The following is a 15,708-nucleotide window of genomic DNA, read 5'->3' as shown; positions in this document are numbered from 1 at the left end:
AGTGGGGGGCATGCCTACTCCGGACAGGACCTCCCTCGACGCGATCGTGCTCGCCGCCCGCGACCTCCTCGAGAGCGAGGGGCTCCCCAGGCTGAGCATGCAGGCGGTCGCCGTCCGGGTGGGAGTCCGTGCGCCGTCGCTCTACAAGCGGGTCGCGAATCGTGAGGAACTCATCCAGCTCGTTGCCGAGGCGACCCTCGTCGAGCTCGGAGAGCAGCTGGACGCCGCGGGCGATCTCGAGCAGCTCGCTGATGCGTTCCGGGCGTTCGGGCACGAGCGCCCGGCCGCGTTCCAGCTCGTGATGACGCCGGGGGCCGGAACGCCCGTAGCACGGCCGGAATTCGGTGCGGACGCGAGCGCGAGGATCCTGCGCCTCGCGGGCGAGCTCGCCGGTCAGGAGCGAGCGCTCGAGGCGGCCCGCACCCTGACCGCGTGGGCTGCCGGCTTCGTCAGCATGGAGCTGAACCGAGGCTTCAACCTCGGCGGAGACATCGACAAGGCCTGGCGCTACGGACTCGCGGGCATCGTCCGCGCGATCGGCGCGCGCGGCTAGGGTCGTTGTCATGGGCTACTCGCTGAACTTCATGCGCATCGAGGGTGGCGAGCACGTCGATGCGGACCGGCACGAACTCGCGGCGTTCCTCGCCGCCCGGGGGCTGCACGTCGTCCCCGACGAGAGCACGGGGGCACTCTTCGACGCCGGAGGGCAGCCGCTCGCCTTCGACGGGAACTGGTCCGATCTCTACCTCGACCCGCCCGAGCAGGAGGCACCGCTCGCCGGCGGCATCTTCCACGCCACGCTCTCAGAGGCTGAGCTTGGCTTCATCTTCGAGCTCTGCGTCGCGGCAGGCTTCCTCATCGTCAACCCGCAGGGAAGTCCGACGTACATCGTCCCCGCGGAGAACCACCCGCCACAGGCGCTCGATGACCCCGAGGACACGGCCTGGGTCGGCGACGCCGCCGAGCTCAGGCAGGCCCTCTCCGGCAGCTTCTCCGACTTCGTCCGGTTCCGCGACCTCGTCCTGTCGCGCCCGGTGTCGGAGACGCTCGCCGCGCGGGAGCGCAGCCGGCAGCGTGCCGAGCAGCCCAGCCCGCGGGAGCTCGCAACCCTGTCGCTGCTCGCGCAGCAGTACCGCGAGCATCCGGCGGACTCCGCGGCCTTCCACGGCTACTGGGCACGAGCCATGGTGCGCGGCACCTGGGTGGTGGCGCTCGACCCCAGCACGTCCCGGCTCGCGATCTCCGAGGACGACGGAGTGTCGACCCTGTTCGCGTTCACGACGTCCAGGCGAGCCTCGCTCGGCACGCCCGGACCGGCGCCGCGCTTCGTCACGGCGACGCTCCAGCAGGTAGCCGACGAGATCGATCACGGGGGAGTGCGTCGGGTGGTGCTCGACCGTGGGCTCGACGACGCGAGTCTCGACGCCGCCTGGCTGCGAGGCCTGGTCGAGACCTATGCCGAGCAGCCTCACCTCTCGACGAGACCGGTGGTGCTGCCGCGCGCCGCAGAGGGAACGGTCGCCGACAAGCTCAGGACCACGCAGCAGGAGATACTGCAGCTGGTCGCGGCGGGCCTCGACCTCGAGGAGACCGAGACGGCCAGCCGCTTCACGGTGCTCGGCAACCACGCCCGCGTCGGTCACCCGATCGCCGTCATCCTGGGCCTCGGCGCCGACCCCGAGCGCACCGACAGCAAGGGCTACCGGCCGCTCCACCACGCGGCAAACGGCCTCCACGTCGAGAACGTCCGCCTCCTCCTGCGGTCCGGCGCGGAGGTGAGCGCGCAGCGTGTGCTGCCCGGTGCCCGCACCGGTTCGGCGGGCACCGGCACGAGCCAGGCGCCGACGCCGCTGCTGGCGCTCGAGCTGGCCGCAAGCCGAGGCGTCGTCGGCGACGGCCTCGACGATCTCCTCACCCTCACGCAGCTCGTCGAGCTCCTCGTCGCGGCAGGCTCTCCCGTCACCGATGCGGTGCGCGCCGACATCACGCTCGCGGCGCGTTCGAGCGAGGCGAGGCGCATCCTGCTCTCGGAGGAAGACGCCGCGACTCAGGACGCCGCGCTTGCACGCCTCTCCGAGCTCACGGGCGCGCAGCCAGCCGAGCGGATCACCGCGCCGAGCGCCTCCCTGGCCCGCGCGATCGGGGACACGGACGCGGAGCGCTTCGCGAACCTGCGTGGCCAGCTGGTTCCCGAGGTCGGCCGAGCAGCGACCGTGCAGGGTGAGGTCGTCCGCATCGTCGACGTCATCCTCGCCGAGATCCGCGGCAACGACGGCCTGGACTTCACCGAGGCGCACGTCGATCTCGCACGCGCCTGGCACGGCTACCTCGAGACCGGACTCGACAACGGCATCAGCGGCCCTGGGTGGGACTGCGTCCTCGAGATCCAGGAGCATCTCGCCACGCGTCGCGGGTTCGAGGACGCCTCGTGGGATGAGCTGATGCGGTCAGTGGCCGTCACCTGGGTGGCGCAGAACCCGCAGCTCATCCCGCTCGGCGACGTCGCCTATCGCCTCTGACCGAGCGTCGCTCGCTGTACTGCTAGCCACGACCCAGCGCCTGGTCGACGCCCTTGTTCGCGAGCATGTCGGCGCGCTCGTTGCCGACATCACCCGAGTGGCCCTTCACCCACCGCCACTCGATGGTGTGTCCGCTGTCCTCGACGAGCGCGTCGAGCTCCTTCCAGAGCTCCGCGTTCTTGACGGGCTGCTTCGAGGCGGTCTTCCACCCCTTCGCCTTCCACCCCGTGATCCACTCCGTGATGCCCTTGCGAACATACTGGCTGTCCAGGTAGAGGGCGACGCTGCAGGGCTTCTTGAGCGCGCTGAGCCCCTCGATGACGGCCTTGAGCTCCATGCGGTTGTTGGTGGTGTTCAGCTCGCCGCCGAACAGCTCCCGCTCGTGGTCGCCCGACCGCAGCCAGACTCCCCAGCCGCCGGGGCCGGGGTTGCCCTTGCAGGCGCCATCCGTGTACATCACAACATCATTCACGTGCGTCCCTCATCTCCGTCGCCGACCACGCAAGAGTAGTCGGGTGCCGAGGCTCAGCCCATTCGGCGTAGGAGCACCACGCTGTCCTCGAGCGTGCCGGGAGCGCCTTCTGGGGAGGCGACGTCGCGGGTCCGCGACTCGGCGATCACCGTCTCCCACTCCCCGGCGGGCAGCGCCAGCTCGGCGATCTCCCGGTCCGGCTGCACGAAGAGGTGCGCGGGATGCTCCGAGTCCTGCACCCACGACGGCACTCCGGCGTGCGCGACGGTCAGGAGGTGTCCGCCGGGTGCGAGCATGAGGGCGGCCCTGCGCAGGATCTCCGCCCGAGGCAGGTGGACGGGCGACTGGAAGAAGCTCGCCGTGATGAGATCGAGCTCATCGTCCGGGGACCAGGTCTCGAGGTCGCCCGTCGCGAAGTCGAGCAGCGCGGCGTCGACGCCAGCGTCGATGGCTGCGGCGCGTGCGCGCTCGATGGCGACGGTCGAGATGTCGATGCCGGTGACCCGCCAGCCCTGCTGGGCGAGCCAGATCGCGTCGCCACCCTCGCCGCATCCGAGGTCGAGGGCACGGCCCGGTGTGAGCGTGCCGGCGACACTCGCGAGGTTCGCGTTCACGCGACCGGACCAGACGGCGGGCTTCGCCTTGTAGAGCTCGTCCCAGAACTCGAGCGGCGGCTGGGCGGTCGCTCCGGCGCCAGGCTCGTCGGGGCTCGAGCTCGTGGTGGCGTGGTGGTTGTGCGAGGTCATGCGCTCAGCATGCGCACCAGATCGAACATCTGCAACCTGGTTTGCGAGAACCGCAAGCGCCAGGTGTTCGGCTCCTGGGGTTTCGTCTCTCACGCAGCCACGCAGCCACGCAGCCAGGCAGCCTCACAGCCGCTTCTGCCAGCCGCCTTCCGGCGCGAGGGGAACGAAGCCGAGCGCCTCGTTGACCCGCAGCATGTGGGCGTTCTCTTCAGCGTTCCACGTGAACACTCCGGTGCACTCCGGGTAGCGCTCGGCGAGCTGCACGAGGTTCGCGGCCTTCACGAGCATCCCGAGTCGCCTGCCGCGGTGCGTCGACGTGACCAGCGTGTTGTCCTGCTGCGCCGGCCGCGTCGTGTCGTCGAGGTCGAGCTGCAGCATGGACTGGGCCACGAGGGTGCCGCTCGGGATATGCAGCACGGCGGCGTTGAGGAACGTGGAGCCGGCGGCGAGCACTCGACGCTCCATCTGCGAGACGCGCTCGGCGTCCCAGTGCTCCTCATCGGCCTCGAGGTCGCCAGCCGGTGCGTCGATCGACATATCGCCGTTGAGCCGCGCCAGGTCGTCGAGGTACTCGGGGTCGCTCTCCCCCTCCCAGGTCAGCAGGCGGTAGGCCGCACCAGCCCGGGCCACCGCGGCTTCGACGTGCGCACGCAGACGTCCCGCCGGCACGGGCAGGCGCAGCTCGCTGATGCGCTCGACCTGCCCCAGCTCCCACCCGTGCATCCAGAGGAATCGCGCCGCCGGGTCCGCCGCCGAGACGCTGCCATGTCCCGTCGGCGCAGGCACCCGTTCCCCGCCGACCGCTGGATGCTCCACCCAGGCCTGCAGGGAGGTGCGCCCGTCGGCCCGAGCGAGGTCTTCGAGGTGGGCCGCGACGAAGGTGCCGATACCGCGTCGCCGGTGGGGTGCATCCACAACGACGTGAGGATAGGCCAGCGAGGGGGAGTCGCGGGGCGAGACCATGAGCTTCGCAGCGGCGACGGGACGCTCGGCCTCGAGGTCGCTCGCGCCGCGCTGGAACGCGAGGAAGAGGCGCGTGGTGACCGGTCCTGGCATGGTCCAGTCGGCGAGGACCCGCTGGCTCGTCTCGAGCAACCGCCCCTCACCGTAGGTGCCCGCAGAGCCGCGGTTGACGATGTCGGCGAAGCGCTCGAGCAGGCCCCAGGCCTCAGCGTCTCGGTCCGACGCTGGATCTGGAGGCGTGAGCTCCCGAATGAAGTAGTCCACTCCGGTACCGTAGCTGTCAGGTCAAGGCGTCGACAGCCCCGCCAGCGCGACGATCCAAGGCGCACTCGCGCCGGAGTGAGCGACCAGCCCATCCCGCCCGACCAGCCCATCCCGACCGACGCAGCCAACCCCGACCACCACCTCAGCCAGACCGACCCACGAGCGATGTCCGACCACCAGCGAGAGGCCAGCGAGCGCGCATGCATCTGAAGAGCCTCACGATGAAGGGCTTCAAGTCGTTCGCGCAGCCGACGACGCTCGCGCTCGAGCCCGGGGTCACGTGCGTCGTCGGGCCGAACGGCTCAGGCAAGTCGAACGTCGTGGATGCGCTCGCCTGGGTGATGGGCGAGCAGGGCGCGAAGAGCCTCCGCGGCGGCAAGATGGAGGACGTCATCTTCGCCGGAACCGCGACCCGCGGGCCGCTGGGCCGCGCCGAGGTGACGCTCACGATCGACAACGCCGACGGGATGCTCCCCATCGAGTACAGCGAGGTGACGATCCGTCGCACCCTGTTCCGCAACGGCGGTTCCGAGTACGCCATCAACGGCGACGGCGTTCGGCTGCTCGACGTGCAGGAGCTGCTGAGCGACACCGGTCTCGGCAAGGAGATGCACGTCATCGTCGGGCAGGGACGCCTCGACGCCGTGCTCCGCGCGACGCCGGAGGAGCGCCGAGGTTTCATCGAGGAGGCAGCCGGGATCCTCAAGCATCGCCGCCGCAAGGAGAAGACGGTGCGCAAGCTCGAGGCCATGGAGGCCAACCTCACGCGCCTGCGTGACCTCACGAACGAGGTCCGCCGGCAGCTGAAGCCCCTCTCCCGGCAGGCCGACATCGCGAGGCGAGCGCAGGGCATCCAGGCCATCGCCCGCGACGCGAAGGCTCGCCTGCTCGCCGACGACGTCGTGCAGCTGCGCGCGGCCCTGCGGCTCGCGACCGGCATCGAGCAGGAGCGCTCCGAGGAGCGGGTCGTGCTGCAGGAGAAGCTCACGGCCGCCCTCAACCGGGCCGAGCTGCTCGCCGCCGAGAACCGCGGAGACGCTGCCGACGGTGCGCGCCGCGTCGTGTTCGACCTCGAGAGCGTGCGCGAACGCATCCAGAACCTCAACGCGCTCGCCTCGCAGCGCAAGGGGCTCCTCGTCTCGCGCCTCGAGTCGCCGGCGTTCGTGCCGACCGTGACCCTCGAGGCGGTGGACGCAGCGCGCCGGGAGACGGAGGCGCTCGCGGGGCGTGCCGCCGAGGCCGAGGCGCTCTGGGAGGCGACGAAGCTCGCCACGCAGGATGCGCGTGCCGCCCTCGACCGCATCGACGTCGAGATCCAGGCCCAGGCGACCCGGATCTCCGCCTACGACCTCAGCCGCAGCGAGCTGCGCGGCGCCGCCGACACTGCCGCCTCGAAGCTGGCGTCCGTGCGGGGCGAGGTGCTCAGGCAGCGCAACGCGCGCGATGCTGCGAGCGACCGCCTCGCGCAGGCGACGAAGGCGAAGGAGGAGCTCGACGCGACCGCAGTCCAGAGCGCCTCCGACTCGAGCGAGCTCGACACCGCCTACAAGCGCGCCGAGGCGGCACAGCGTGAAGCAGAGCAGGCTCTCGACGCCGGACGCACCCGCGCCCACGAGCTCGAGCGAGAGCGCGACGCCCTCCAGGCGCGCGTGCAGGCGCTCACCCTCGCGACAGCCGCGAAAGACGGCACCGCCGCGCTCCTCGCCGCACGCCTCGAGGGGGTCGAAGGTCCCGTTGCCGAGCACCTCCGCATCGACGAGGGCTACGAGGCCGCCATCGCCGCCGCCCTCGGCTCGACGGCCGATGCGGTCCTCGCGAGCGACGCCGATGCCGCGTTCCGAGTGCTCGCGCACGCCACGGGGGAGAAGCTCGGGCTCGTCGAGATCGTCGCCGAACTCGGCGAGGGCGGGCCCGTCCATGCGGGCTCCACGAACCCGCCGCTGCCAGAGGGGCTCCGCCCCGCGGCGGCTCTGGTGCAGGGGCCACCCGCCATCACCGCCCTGCTCGCCCACGTGCACGTCAGCGAGACGCTCGACGAGGCACGCGCGGCGATGGCCGCGCTGGGGTCCTCGGGAGGCGCGGCCCCCGCAGGCGCGGGGCTTACCGTCGTCACCAGAGCAGGCGAGGTCGTCACGAGCACCTCACTCCGCGGCGGGTTCGCGGAGGAGGGCACCAGCCGCCTCGAGCTGCTCGCCGCCCGCGACCGAGCATCCGCACGCCTCACCGTGGTCACGGACGAACTCGACCAGGCCGCGCTCGCGCTCGCCGAGCACCGGGCCGCGTCGCAGGCGGCGAAGGCCGAGGCGAAGCGCACGCTCGACGCCCTCCGCGCCTTCGACGGCGCCCTCGCCGCCGAACGAGAGCAGCTCAACCGGGCCAGCGCGCGAGTGGATGCGGGCATCGCCGAGCTCGCGCGCGCCGCGAAGGCCTTCGACCTCGCCTCGAGCGGCGTCGAAGCCGCAGAGCAGGCGGCGCTCGCCGCGAAGGCGGCGCTCGCCGAGCACGAAGCCCTCCCTCGCCCCGAGCTCGACTCCTCAGCGCGTGTCGACGCCAACGCCGCCGTCGAACGTGCCCGCGAAGCCGAGGTCGAGGCCCGGCTGCAGCTCGAGACCCTGCGCGAGCGGTCCCGAAGCGAGCGGCTCCGCGCCGAATCCCTCGTGCGTCAGCTCGAAGCCGACCGCCAGGCTGCCGACAAGGCCGCCAGGGAGACGGTCGTGCGCCGCGCCGAACTCGCCCAGACCGAGCGCGTGCTCGCCGCCATCCCGAGCCTCACCGCCGCCGTCCAGGCGTCGCTCGCCGAAGCCCAGCAGCAGCTCGCCGAAGCCGAGCGCGAGCGCGCCGCCCAGCACGAGGAGCTCGGCCAGCTCCGCCAGACGGAGCAGCAGCTGCGAGCGCGCCTCAGCGAGATCACCGAGGACGTGCACTCGATCGAGCTGCAGATCTACGAGAAGAAGAGCTCCCTGCGCTCCACCCTCGAGCGGGCAGCGAGCGAGCTGCGCCTCGCAGAGGCGGTCCTCGTCGCCGAGTACGGTCCCGACCAGCTCGTGCCGGCGGACGACGACGCGCTCCGCGCCAAGGCCGAGCGCATCGCCTCCGCGCTCGCCGAGCAGCGAGCCAGGCACGAGGTTGCGGGCGAGGGCGAGGCGGCCGCAGGAGCCGAGGACTCGGCGGCGGCGAGCGGCGTAGTCGAGGCCGTGGGTGAGGGCGAGGCGGCTGACGCGGCCGGCCAGCCGAGTGCGTCCAGGGCCGCCAGCGCCGCAGACACCGCAGCCGACAGTGACAGCGCCGAGCACTCCGACGCCACCGCGGAGCACGTCGACAGCAGCGCCGACGTCAGCACCGCTGCCCAGGCCGCGGCAGCGATCTCGGCCGGGGCCGTCCCCGCGCTCGCCGAGCAGCTCGACGACGACCTCGCCGCGACTCTCGAGGGGGACGCCGAGGAGGAGTTCGTGGGCGTGCCGTTCGTTCGCGCGGAGCAGCAGGCGCGTCTCGCCGCGGCAGAGCGCAAGATGTCCACACTCGGCCGCATCAACCCGCTGGCGCTCGAGGAGTTCGCGGCGCTCGAGCAGCGGCACGCGTTCCTCGCCGACCAGCTCGACGACCTCGCCGCGACGAAGGCCGACCTGCTGCGCATCGTGGGCGACATCGACGAGCGCATGCGCACCGTCTTCGAGGCCGCCTTCGAAGACACCCGAGCCGCGTTCCACACGGTCTTCCCGATCCTCTTCCCCGGCGGCTCCGGCGACATCACGCTCACCGCCCCCGACGACATGCTCACGACGGGCATCGAGGTCTCGGTGCGGCCGGCCGGCAAGAAGATCGAGCGCCTCTCGCTGCTCTCCGGCGGCGAGCGCTCGCTCGCGGCGGTCGCGATCCTCGTGTCCATCTTCAAGGCCAGGCCCAGCCCGTTCTACATCATGGATGAGGTCGAGGCCGCCCTCGACGACGCCAACCTCGGTCGACTCCTCGCGGTCTTCGAGGAGCTCCGCGCGTCCAGCCAGCTCATCGTCATCACCCACCAGAAGCGCACGATGGAGATCGCCGACGCCCTCTACGGCGTCTCGATGCGGCAGGACGGCGTGTCTGCCGTCGTGGGCCAGCGCATCCACCGCAGCGAGGACCAGCCCGCCGCCTGAGCGCCGCCCCGCGGCCGCGGCCTGCCTGCCTGCCTGCCTGCCTGCCTGCCTGCCTGCCTGCCTGCCTGCCTGCCTGCCTCTCGCCGCCCGCGCCCGACCCCGCAGCCCGCGGCGCGCCCGGCGTGGGACGATGGAGGCAATGACTTCCGTCGACGGCACCTCCGCCCCAGCCCCCGCCATCCCCGAGCCCAAGCTGGGCCTCGTGACGCTCCTGCCCGACCCGTACGACGCGGACTCCATGTTCGAGGCGTTCGAGCTGTGGACGACGAGCCGCGGCATCACGATGTACCCGGCGCAGGAGGAAGCCGTCATGGAGCTGGTCTCCGAGGCGCACGTGATCCTCTCGACGCCGACGGGCACGGGCAAGTCGCTGGTCGCGATCGCGGCCCATGCCGCCTGCCTCGCGCAGGGTGGTCGCAGCTACTACACGGCGCCGATCAAGGCGCTCGTGAGCGAGAAGTTCTTCGCCCTCGTCGAGATCTTCGGCGCCGCGAACGTGGGCATGGTCACGGGCGACAGCTCCGTGAACCCGGACGCGCCCATCATCTGCTGCACCGCCGAGATCCTCGCGAACCTCGCCCTGCGCCAGGGCTCCGACGCCGACGTCGACCAGGTCGTCATGGACGAGTTCCACTACTACGGCGACCCCGACCGCGGGTGGGCGTGGCAGCTGCCGCTGCTCATGCTGCCCGACGTGCAGTTCCTGCTCATGTCGGCGACCCTCGGCGATGTCACCGAGATCGTCGAGGACCTCGAACGGCGCACGCAGCGCGACGTGTCCCTCGTGACGGGCGTCGAGCGCCCCGTCCCGCTCGACTTCTCGTACGTGGTCGCGCCGACGCACGAGACCGTCGAGAAGCTCGTGGAGGAGCGCAAGACGCCCATCTACATCGTGCACTTCTCGCAGGCGGCCGCCATCGAGCGCGCGCAGGCGCTGTCGAGCCTGAAGGTCGTCGACCGGGCCGGGCGCGATGCCATCGCCGATGCGATCGGCGGCTTCCGCTTCACGACCGCGTTCGGCAAGGTGCTGTCCCGGTACGTGCGCGCCGGCATCGGCGTGCATCACGCCGGCATGCTGCCCCGCTACCGACGCCTCGTCGAGACGCTCGCGCAGAAGGGCCTCCTGCGGGTCATCTGCGGAACCGACACCCTCGGTGTCGGCATCAACGTGCCCATCCGCACGGTGCTCATCACGGCGCTCGCGAAGTTCGACGGGCAGCGGATGCGGCACCTCTCGGCGCGCGAGTTCCACCAGATCGCGGGGCGTGCCGGACGCGCGGGTTACGACACGGCAGGCACGGTCGTCGTCGAGGCGCCCGAGCACGAGATCGAGAACGCCGCAGCCGTGCGCAAGGCCGGAGACGACGAGAAGAAGCGCAAGCGCATCGTCAAGAAGAAGGCGCCCCAGGGCTTCGTCTCGTGGGGTGAGAAGTCGTTCGAGAAGCTCGTGTCTGCCGAGCCTGAGCCGCTCACCTCGCACATGCACATCACGGCGTCGATGATCATCAACGTCATCGCTCGTGGGGGAGACGTCTTCGGCAACGCCAAGAGACTCGTCTACGACAACCACGAGAAGCCTGCCCGTCAGCGGGAGCTGGCGTTGCGCGCGATCGGCATCTTCCGCACGCTCGTGACCGCCGGCATCGTCGAGATCGGCCGGCAGGGTCGCATCACGCTGACCGTCGACCTGCAGGCGAACTTCGCCCTCAACCAGCCCCTGTCGCCGTTTGCGCTCGCCGCCATCGAGCTGCTCGACCCGGAGGCGGAGGCTGCCCCCGGCGACCGCGGCTCCGAGGAGAACACGAGCGGCGAGGGCGCCGTCGGATCCGGCCACTATGCGCTCGACGTGGTCAGCATCATCGAGGCCACCCTCGACGACCCGCGCCCCGTGCTCTCGCAGCAGCAGTTCAAGGCGCGAGGCGAGGCGGTCGCACAGATGAAGGCCGACGGCATCGAGTACGACGAGCGCATGGAGCGACTCGAGGAGATCACGCACCCGAAGCCGCTCGAGGGCCTGCTCGCCCAGTCGTTCGAGCTGTTCGCGCAGCACGAGCCGTGGGTGCGCGACTTCGAGCTCTCGCCGAAGTCCGTGGTGCGCGACATGTTCGAGCGGGCCATGAGCTTCGCGGAGTACGTGAACTTCTACCAGCTCATGCGCAGCGAGGGGCTCGTGCTCCGCTACCTGAGCGACGCGTACAAGGCGATCCGCCAGACGGTGCCGGACGAGGCGAAGACAGAGGAGCTGCTCGACATCATCGAGTGGCTCGGCGAGCTCGTCCGCCAGGTCGACTCGAGCCTCATCGACGAGTGGGCCTCCCTCGTCGACCCGGAGCAGCAGGCCGCGAGCGACGAACCGGTCGTGCCTCCCGCGCCCCCCAGTGTCGTCGGCAACCGCCGCGCCTTCACGGTGCTCGTGCGCAACGAGATGTTCCGCCGCGTGCAGCTCGCGGCCCTCGAGCGAGACGAGGCGCTCAGCGAGCTCGACCCCGACGTCGACTGGTCGAAGGCCCTCGACGACTACTTCGCCGACCACGACACGATGGGGGTGGATGCGGCCGCCAGGTCGCCGAAGCTCCTCACGATCGACGACTCCGAGGGGCGCCAGTCCGGCGGGCTCTGGAGCGGCGTGTGGCGTGTGGAGCAGATCATCGACGACCCGGCGGGCGACCACGACTGGCGCATCCGCGCCGAGGTGGACCTCGCCGAGTCGCACGAGGCGGGCGAGGCCATCGTGCGTGTCACCGAGGTCACGCGGCTCTAGACCGCGCGCCGGGCGCTGCCTGCTGGGCGCTGCCTGCTGGGCGCTGCCCACCAAGCGCGGCGGCACTCCGGCCACACGCCAGGGGTGTCCTCCGGGACGTTCCGCAGACCTGGGGCTTGTGCACCCGCTTGACCGAGCTCCGGTGCGTGCGTCACAGGTCTGTGCCAGTGCGTCCGCAGGCCTGGGGCTTGCGCAGGCTTCCGGTCTGCGTCAGGTGCCTGTGCCACAGGTCTGTGCCGGCGCGTCTGCAGACCGGGGGCTTGCGCACGCGCCTGGCCGAGCTCGGGTGCGTGTGCCACAGGTCTGTGCTCGCGCGTCCGCAGGCCTGGGGCTTGCGCACGCGCCTGGCCGGGGCCCGGTGCATGTGCCACAGGTCTGTGCCGGCGCGTCTGCAGACCGAGGGCTTGCGCACGCGCCTGGCCGAGCTCGGGTGCTTGTGCCACAGGTCTGTGCTCGCGCGTCTGCAGGCCTGGGGCTTGCGCGCGCGCCTGGCTGAGCTCAGGTGCGTGTGCCACAGGTCTCTGCCAGTGCATCCGCAGACCTGGGGCTTGCGCAGACTTCCGGTCTGCGTCAGGTGCCTGTGCCACAGGTCTGTGCCAGTGCGTCCGCAGGCCTGGGGCTTGCGCACGCGCCTGGCTGAGCTCCGGTGCGTGTGCCACAGGTCTGTGCTGGCGCGTCTGCAGACCGGGGGCTTGCGCAGGCGGCTGGCCGAGTCCAGGTGCTTGTGCCACAGGTTTGTGCCAGTGCGTCCGCAGACCTGGGGGTCACGCACCCACAGCGAGGCACGCGGATGCGCGGACCCCAGGTCTGCAGCGGGGCACCGGAGGGCGCACAGGTCCCCGGTCTCGCGGCTCCCTCGCTCCCTTCAGCACAGACCGCTCCCATCAGCACAGACGTCCCCTCAGCACAGACGACGAAACCGGATGCGCGCGACTGGCGCGTGCATCCGGTTTCGGCGTTGCTGGTGTCTGTCGGGCCCCGACTAGCGGCGGTCGGGCTCGCTGCTCGCGACGGGGGCCGCGTCCGTGGCCTCCGCAGCGTCCGGCGTGGTGCCCTCGACGCCTGCAGCAGCGGCCTCCGGGCCGCCAGCCGCCGAGCCGACGGTGCTCGGTGCGTCGTCGCCCTTGGCGCGGGTGTAGATGATGCTCGCGATCGTGGCGACGATGAGCACGCCGAAGATGAACGTGAGCGACAGCCAGATCGGAATTTCGGGGATCCAGAGGAGCGGCTCTCCGCCGTTGATGAACGGCAGCTCGTTCTCGTGGAGGGCGTGGAACATGAGCTTCACGCCGATGAAGCCGAGGATGAACGCGAGGCCGAGGTCGAGGAAGACCAGACGCTCGAGGAGTCCGCCGATGAGGAAGTACAGCTGGCGAAGGCCCATGAGCGCGAACGCGTTCGCCATGAAGACGAGGTAGGGCTCCTGCGTGATGCCGAAGATGGCGGGGATGGAGTCGAGCGCGAAGAGCAGGTCGGTGAAGCCGAGGGCCACGATGACCAGGATGAGCGGCGTCCAGACCTTCTTGCCGTTCTCGAGGATCTTCCACTTGTCGCCGTCGTAGTGCTCGCTTGCGGGGATGATCTTGCGCACGAGGCCGACCCACTTGGGCATCTCGGGCTCTTCGTCCTTGAAGGAGTCGATGGCCTGCTTGACGGCCATGTAGAGCAGCCAGGCGGCGAAGATGTAGAAGACGGAGACCCAGGCTTCGAGGATCGCGGCGCCCGCGATGATGAAGGCGAAGCGCATGACGAGCGCGATGGCGATGCCGATGAGCAGCGCCTTCTGCTGCGCGATCTTCGGCACCTTGAAGCTCGTCATGATGATGAGGAAGATGAAGAGGTTGTCGACGGACAGCGCCTTCTCAGTGGTGTAGCCGGCGATGAACTCGCCCGCGTGCTGCCAGTCCCACACGAAGCCGAGCGCGACCATGAAGACGACGGCGAGCGCGATGTAGAAGATCGACCACCAGCCGGCTTCCTTGAGGCTCGGTTCGTGCGGCGTCTTCACGTGCGTGAAGAAGTCGAATACGAAGAAGCCGATGACCACGGCAATGGTCACCGCCCAGATCCAAATGGGAACGTCCACGGGTCCTCCGGAGGGGTGAGTTCGGCGAATCGGCCGAAGGTCTCTTCCGTCGGCAGAAACCGACCGACGCGCCCGGGTGACTGATGACAGTCGCCGTGATGACGAGCGCGCCGCAGGAGGAATACTCCCCTTCAACGAAGCTCATAGTACACCGCGAGAGGGGCGGCACCAGGGGCGGGATCGAAGCTGTGAGCGAAGGCGAGGGGCGGCTACGGGGTCGGGACGAGTGGGTAGCCGTTCAGGAGGGTGATGACGAGGGCCCCATCGGCGCCTGGGCGCAGGATGCTGAGGGCGAGGTTTCCGATGTGGGGAGCCTGGGCACCGAGGATCGAGGTGAGCACGAGGCGGATGACGCTGCCGTGGCAGACGATGAGCGAGTCCTCGTCGGGGTGCGCTGCGGCGACTTGCGCGATGGCGGCCAGCGACCGCTCGACGACGACGCCGGTCGGCTCGATGCTCGGGTGATCGAGCGGACGACGCGTGCCGTCCGGCATCCAGTACTTCTGCCCCTCGAGCTCCCCGAAGCTGCGCTCGATGATGCCGGGCAGCAGCGTGGGGGCTCCGAGGCCAGTGCCCTGGCCGATGATCTCGGCCGTGGTTCGCGCACGCGACAGCGGGGAGCTGTAGAGGTGGCTCCAGCCCTGGCCGACGAGCAGCCCAGCCGCGTCGTTCGCCTGGTCGAGGCCCCGGGAGTTCAGCGGGATGTCGGTGGCTCCCTGCAGGAGTCCGGTCGCGTTCCAGTCGGTTTCGCCGTGGCGGATGAGGCCGATGCGCATAGTGCTCCGTTCGAGGATTCCGCCCGCTGCCTGTTCAGGATTCTGCCGTTGGCTGAGGGGCGAACTCCCATGGTGTCAGAGCGCTGACTACGCTTGGCACATGGCTGAACGCACTCCCTGGTCACTGTCCGGCGCTCTGCGCGGCATGTTCGGCAGGCAGAAGATCGATGAGACGACGTGGGACGACCTCGAGGAGGCGCTGATCACGGCCGATTTCGGGCCCGACATCACCGACGAGATCGTCGAGCAGCTGCGCGACCAGGTCGATCGGTTCCACACGGAGGACCCCAAGGACCTCAAGCGGATGCTCCGCGAGCTCATCGAGGAGCGTCTGTCGAAGTTCGACACGACGCTGAACCTCCGGGAGCGTCCCGCGGTGACGCTCGTGGTCGGGGTGAACGGCGTCGGCAAGACGACGACGATCGGCAAGTTCGCGAACTTCCTGCGCATCAACGGCCGCACGGTGGTCGTCGCGGCGGCCGACACGTTCCGCGCGGCCGCCGTGGACCAGCTCGCGACGTGGGCGCAGCGCGCCGGCGCGGGCATCGTGCGCCCGCAGCAGCACGGCCAGGATCCGGCCTCCGTCGCCTATCAGGCGGTGGAGATCGCCATGCGAGAGGGGCTCGAGATGGTGGTCATCGATACGGCTGGCCGCCTGCAGACGAAGAGCGGCCTCATGGACGAGCTGTCGAAGATCCGCCGCGTGGTCGAGAAGCTCGCCCCCATCTCGGAGGTCCTGCTCGTCCTGGACGCGACGACGGGGCAGAACGGTGTCGCGCAGGCCGAGGCGTTCATCCAGCATGCCGGCGTGACGGGCCTCGTCGTGACGAAGCTCGACGGATCCGCCAAGGGCGGCTTCGTGCTGGCCGTGCAGGAGCGCACGGGCCTGCCCATCAAGCTCATCGGCCAGGGTGAGGGCATCAACGACCTCGCCGGCTTCACGCCTCACGTGTTCGCGGAGAAGCTCGTCGGCTGACCGTCGCTG

At 70.4% G+C, this 15,708-nt stretch carries 11 protein-coding genes; 6 read left to right on the top strand and 5 right to left on the bottom strand.

Going from position 1 to position 15,708, the window contains the following annotated elements; translation table 11 throughout:
• Window positions 1-10 precede the first annotated feature (10 nt).
• Both C5E05_RS07650 and C5E05_RS20345 read left to right on the top strand, forming a co-directional pair.
• Complete coding sequence (locus C5E05_RS07650; protein WP_104341561.1) at window positions 11-553, top strand: TetR/AcrR family transcriptional regulator; 543 nt, start codon at window positions 11-13, stop codon at window positions 551-553.
• 10 nt (window positions 554-563) lie between these two features.
• Complete coding sequence (locus C5E05_RS20345) at window positions 564-2,519, top strand: hypothetical protein (RefSeq protein WP_219819502.1); 1,956 nt, start codon at window positions 564-566, stop codon at window positions 2,517-2,519.
• A 22-nt stretch (window positions 2,520-2,541) separates the two neighbouring features.
• On the opposite strand, the gene rnhA is transcribed toward C5E05_RS20345, so the two are convergent.
• The 3 genes from rnhA to C5E05_RS07630 form a co-directional block, all read right to left on the bottom strand.
• Window positions 2,542-2,976: a ribonuclease HI gene (gene rnhA / locus C5E05_RS07640; RefSeq protein WP_201297737.1), complete on the bottom strand. Its 435-nt coding sequence runs from the start codon at window positions 2,974-2,976 to the stop codon at window positions 2,542-2,544.
• Between the two features lie 68 nt (window positions 2,977-3,044).
• Window positions 3,045-3,737, bottom strand: a complete 693-nt coding sequence (locus tag C5E05_RS07635) for a bifunctional 2-polyprenyl-6-hydroxyphenol methylase/3-demethylubiquinol 3-O-methyltransferase UbiG (protein ID WP_104306210.1) — start codon at window positions 3,735-3,737, stop codon at window positions 3,045-3,047.
• Window positions 3,738-3,860: 123 nt separating this feature from the next.
• The gene (locus tag C5E05_RS07630) at window positions 3,861-4,964 is read right to left on the bottom strand and encodes a GNAT family N-acetyltransferase (protein WP_104341560.1); all 1,104 of its coding nucleotides are present in this window, start codon (window positions 4,962-4,964) and stop codon (window positions 3,861-3,863) included.
• Between the two features lie 75 nt (window positions 4,965-5,039).
• Between C5E05_RS07630 and C5E05_RS20510 the strand changes: the two genes are divergently transcribed.
• The 3 genes from C5E05_RS20510 (at window position 5,040) to C5E05_RS07620 (ending at window position 11,861) form a co-directional block, all read left to right on the top strand.
• Window positions 5,040-5,174 carry a hypothetical protein gene (locus tag C5E05_RS20510; RefSeq protein ID WP_258064793.1) on the top strand — a complete coding sequence of 45 codons (135 nt, stop codon included), beginning with the start codon at window positions 5,040-5,042 and terminating at the stop codon, window positions 5,172-5,174.
• On the top strand, window positions 5,165-9,100 hold the full coding sequence (locus C5E05_RS07625; protein ID WP_104341559.1) for an AAA family ATPase: 3,936 nt from the start codon (window positions 5,165-5,167) through the stop codon (window positions 9,098-9,100). The genes C5E05_RS20510 and C5E05_RS07625 overlap by 10 nt, the downstream gene beginning before the upstream one ends.
• A gap of 139 nt (window positions 9,101-9,239) precedes the next feature.
• Window positions 9,240-11,861, top strand: coding sequence for an RNA helicase (locus C5E05_RS07620; protein ID WP_104341558.1), 2,622 nt, complete (start codon window positions 9,240-9,242; stop codon window positions 11,859-11,861).
• Window positions 11,862-12,843: 982 nt separating this feature from the next.
• Here the strand turns inward: C5E05_RS07620 and C5E05_RS07615 are convergent.
• Together C5E05_RS07615 and C5E05_RS07610 are read right to left on the bottom strand one after the other, a co-directional pair.
• Window positions 12,844-13,947 carry a TerC/Alx family metal homeostasis membrane protein gene (locus C5E05_RS07615; protein ID WP_104240630.1) on the bottom strand — a complete coding sequence of 368 codons (1,104 nt, stop codon included), beginning with the start codon at window positions 13,945-13,947 and terminating at the stop codon, window positions 12,844-12,846.
• Window positions 13,948-14,156: 209 nt separating this feature from the next.
• Window positions 14,157-14,723 (bottom strand): histidine phosphatase family protein, encoded by a 567-nt coding sequence (locus C5E05_RS07610; RefSeq protein ID WP_104341557.1) that lies wholly within the window; start codon window positions 14,721-14,723, stop codon window positions 14,157-14,159.
• Window positions 14,724-14,823: 100 nt separating this feature from the next.
• Here C5E05_RS07610 and ftsY point away from each other — a divergent pair, with 100 nt between their 5' ends.
• A complete protein-coding gene (gene ftsY, locus C5E05_RS07605) occupies window positions 14,824-15,699 on the top strand; it encodes a signal recognition particle-docking protein FtsY (RefSeq protein WP_104240632.1) in 876 nt (291 codons plus the stop codon).
• The last annotated feature ends 9 nt before the right edge of the window (window positions 15,700-15,708 follow it).

Source organism: Pseudoclavibacter sp. AY1H1 (assembly GCF_002931055.1).
GTDB lineage: Bacteria > Actinomycetota > Actinomycetes > Actinomycetales > Microbacteriaceae > Pseudoclavibacter.
Note: the sequence above shows the minus strand (reverse complement) of the source record. Positions and strands in the feature narration are given on the sequence as shown.

What these genes read in the sequence shown, in the direction of transcription:
- C5E05_RS07610 (WP_104341557.1), bottom strand. Translation starts at nt 14,723, where the DNA reads ATGCGCATCGGCCTCATCCGCCACGGCGAAACCGACTGGAACGCGACC.
- C5E05_RS07650 (WP_104341561.1), top strand. Translation starts at nt 11, where the DNA reads ATGCCTACTCCGGACAGGACCTCCCTCGACGCGATCGTGCTCGCCGCC.
- C5E05_RS07620 (WP_104341558.1), top strand. Translation starts at nt 9,240, where the DNA reads ATGACTTCCGTCGACGGCACCTCCGCCCCAGCCCCCGCCATCCCCGAG.
- rnhA (WP_201297737.1), bottom strand. Translation starts at nt 2,976, where the DNA reads ATGTACACGGATGGCGCCTGCAAGGGCAACCCCGGCCCCGGCGGCTGG.
- ftsY (WP_104240632.1), top strand. Translation starts at nt 14,824, where the DNA reads ATGGCTGAACGCACTCCCTGGTCACTGTCCGGCGCTCTGCGCGGCATG.
- C5E05_RS07625 (WP_104341559.1), top strand. Translation starts at nt 5,165, where the DNA reads ATGCATCTGAAGAGCCTCACGATGAAGGGCTTCAAGTCGTTCGCGCAG.
- C5E05_RS07635 (WP_104306210.1), bottom strand. Translation starts at nt 3,737, where the DNA reads ATGACCTCGCACAACCACCACGCCACCACGAGCTCGAGCCCCGACGAG.
- C5E05_RS20345 (WP_219819502.1), top strand. Translation starts at nt 564, where the DNA reads ATGGGCTACTCGCTGAACTTCATGCGCATCGAGGGTGGCGAGCACGTC.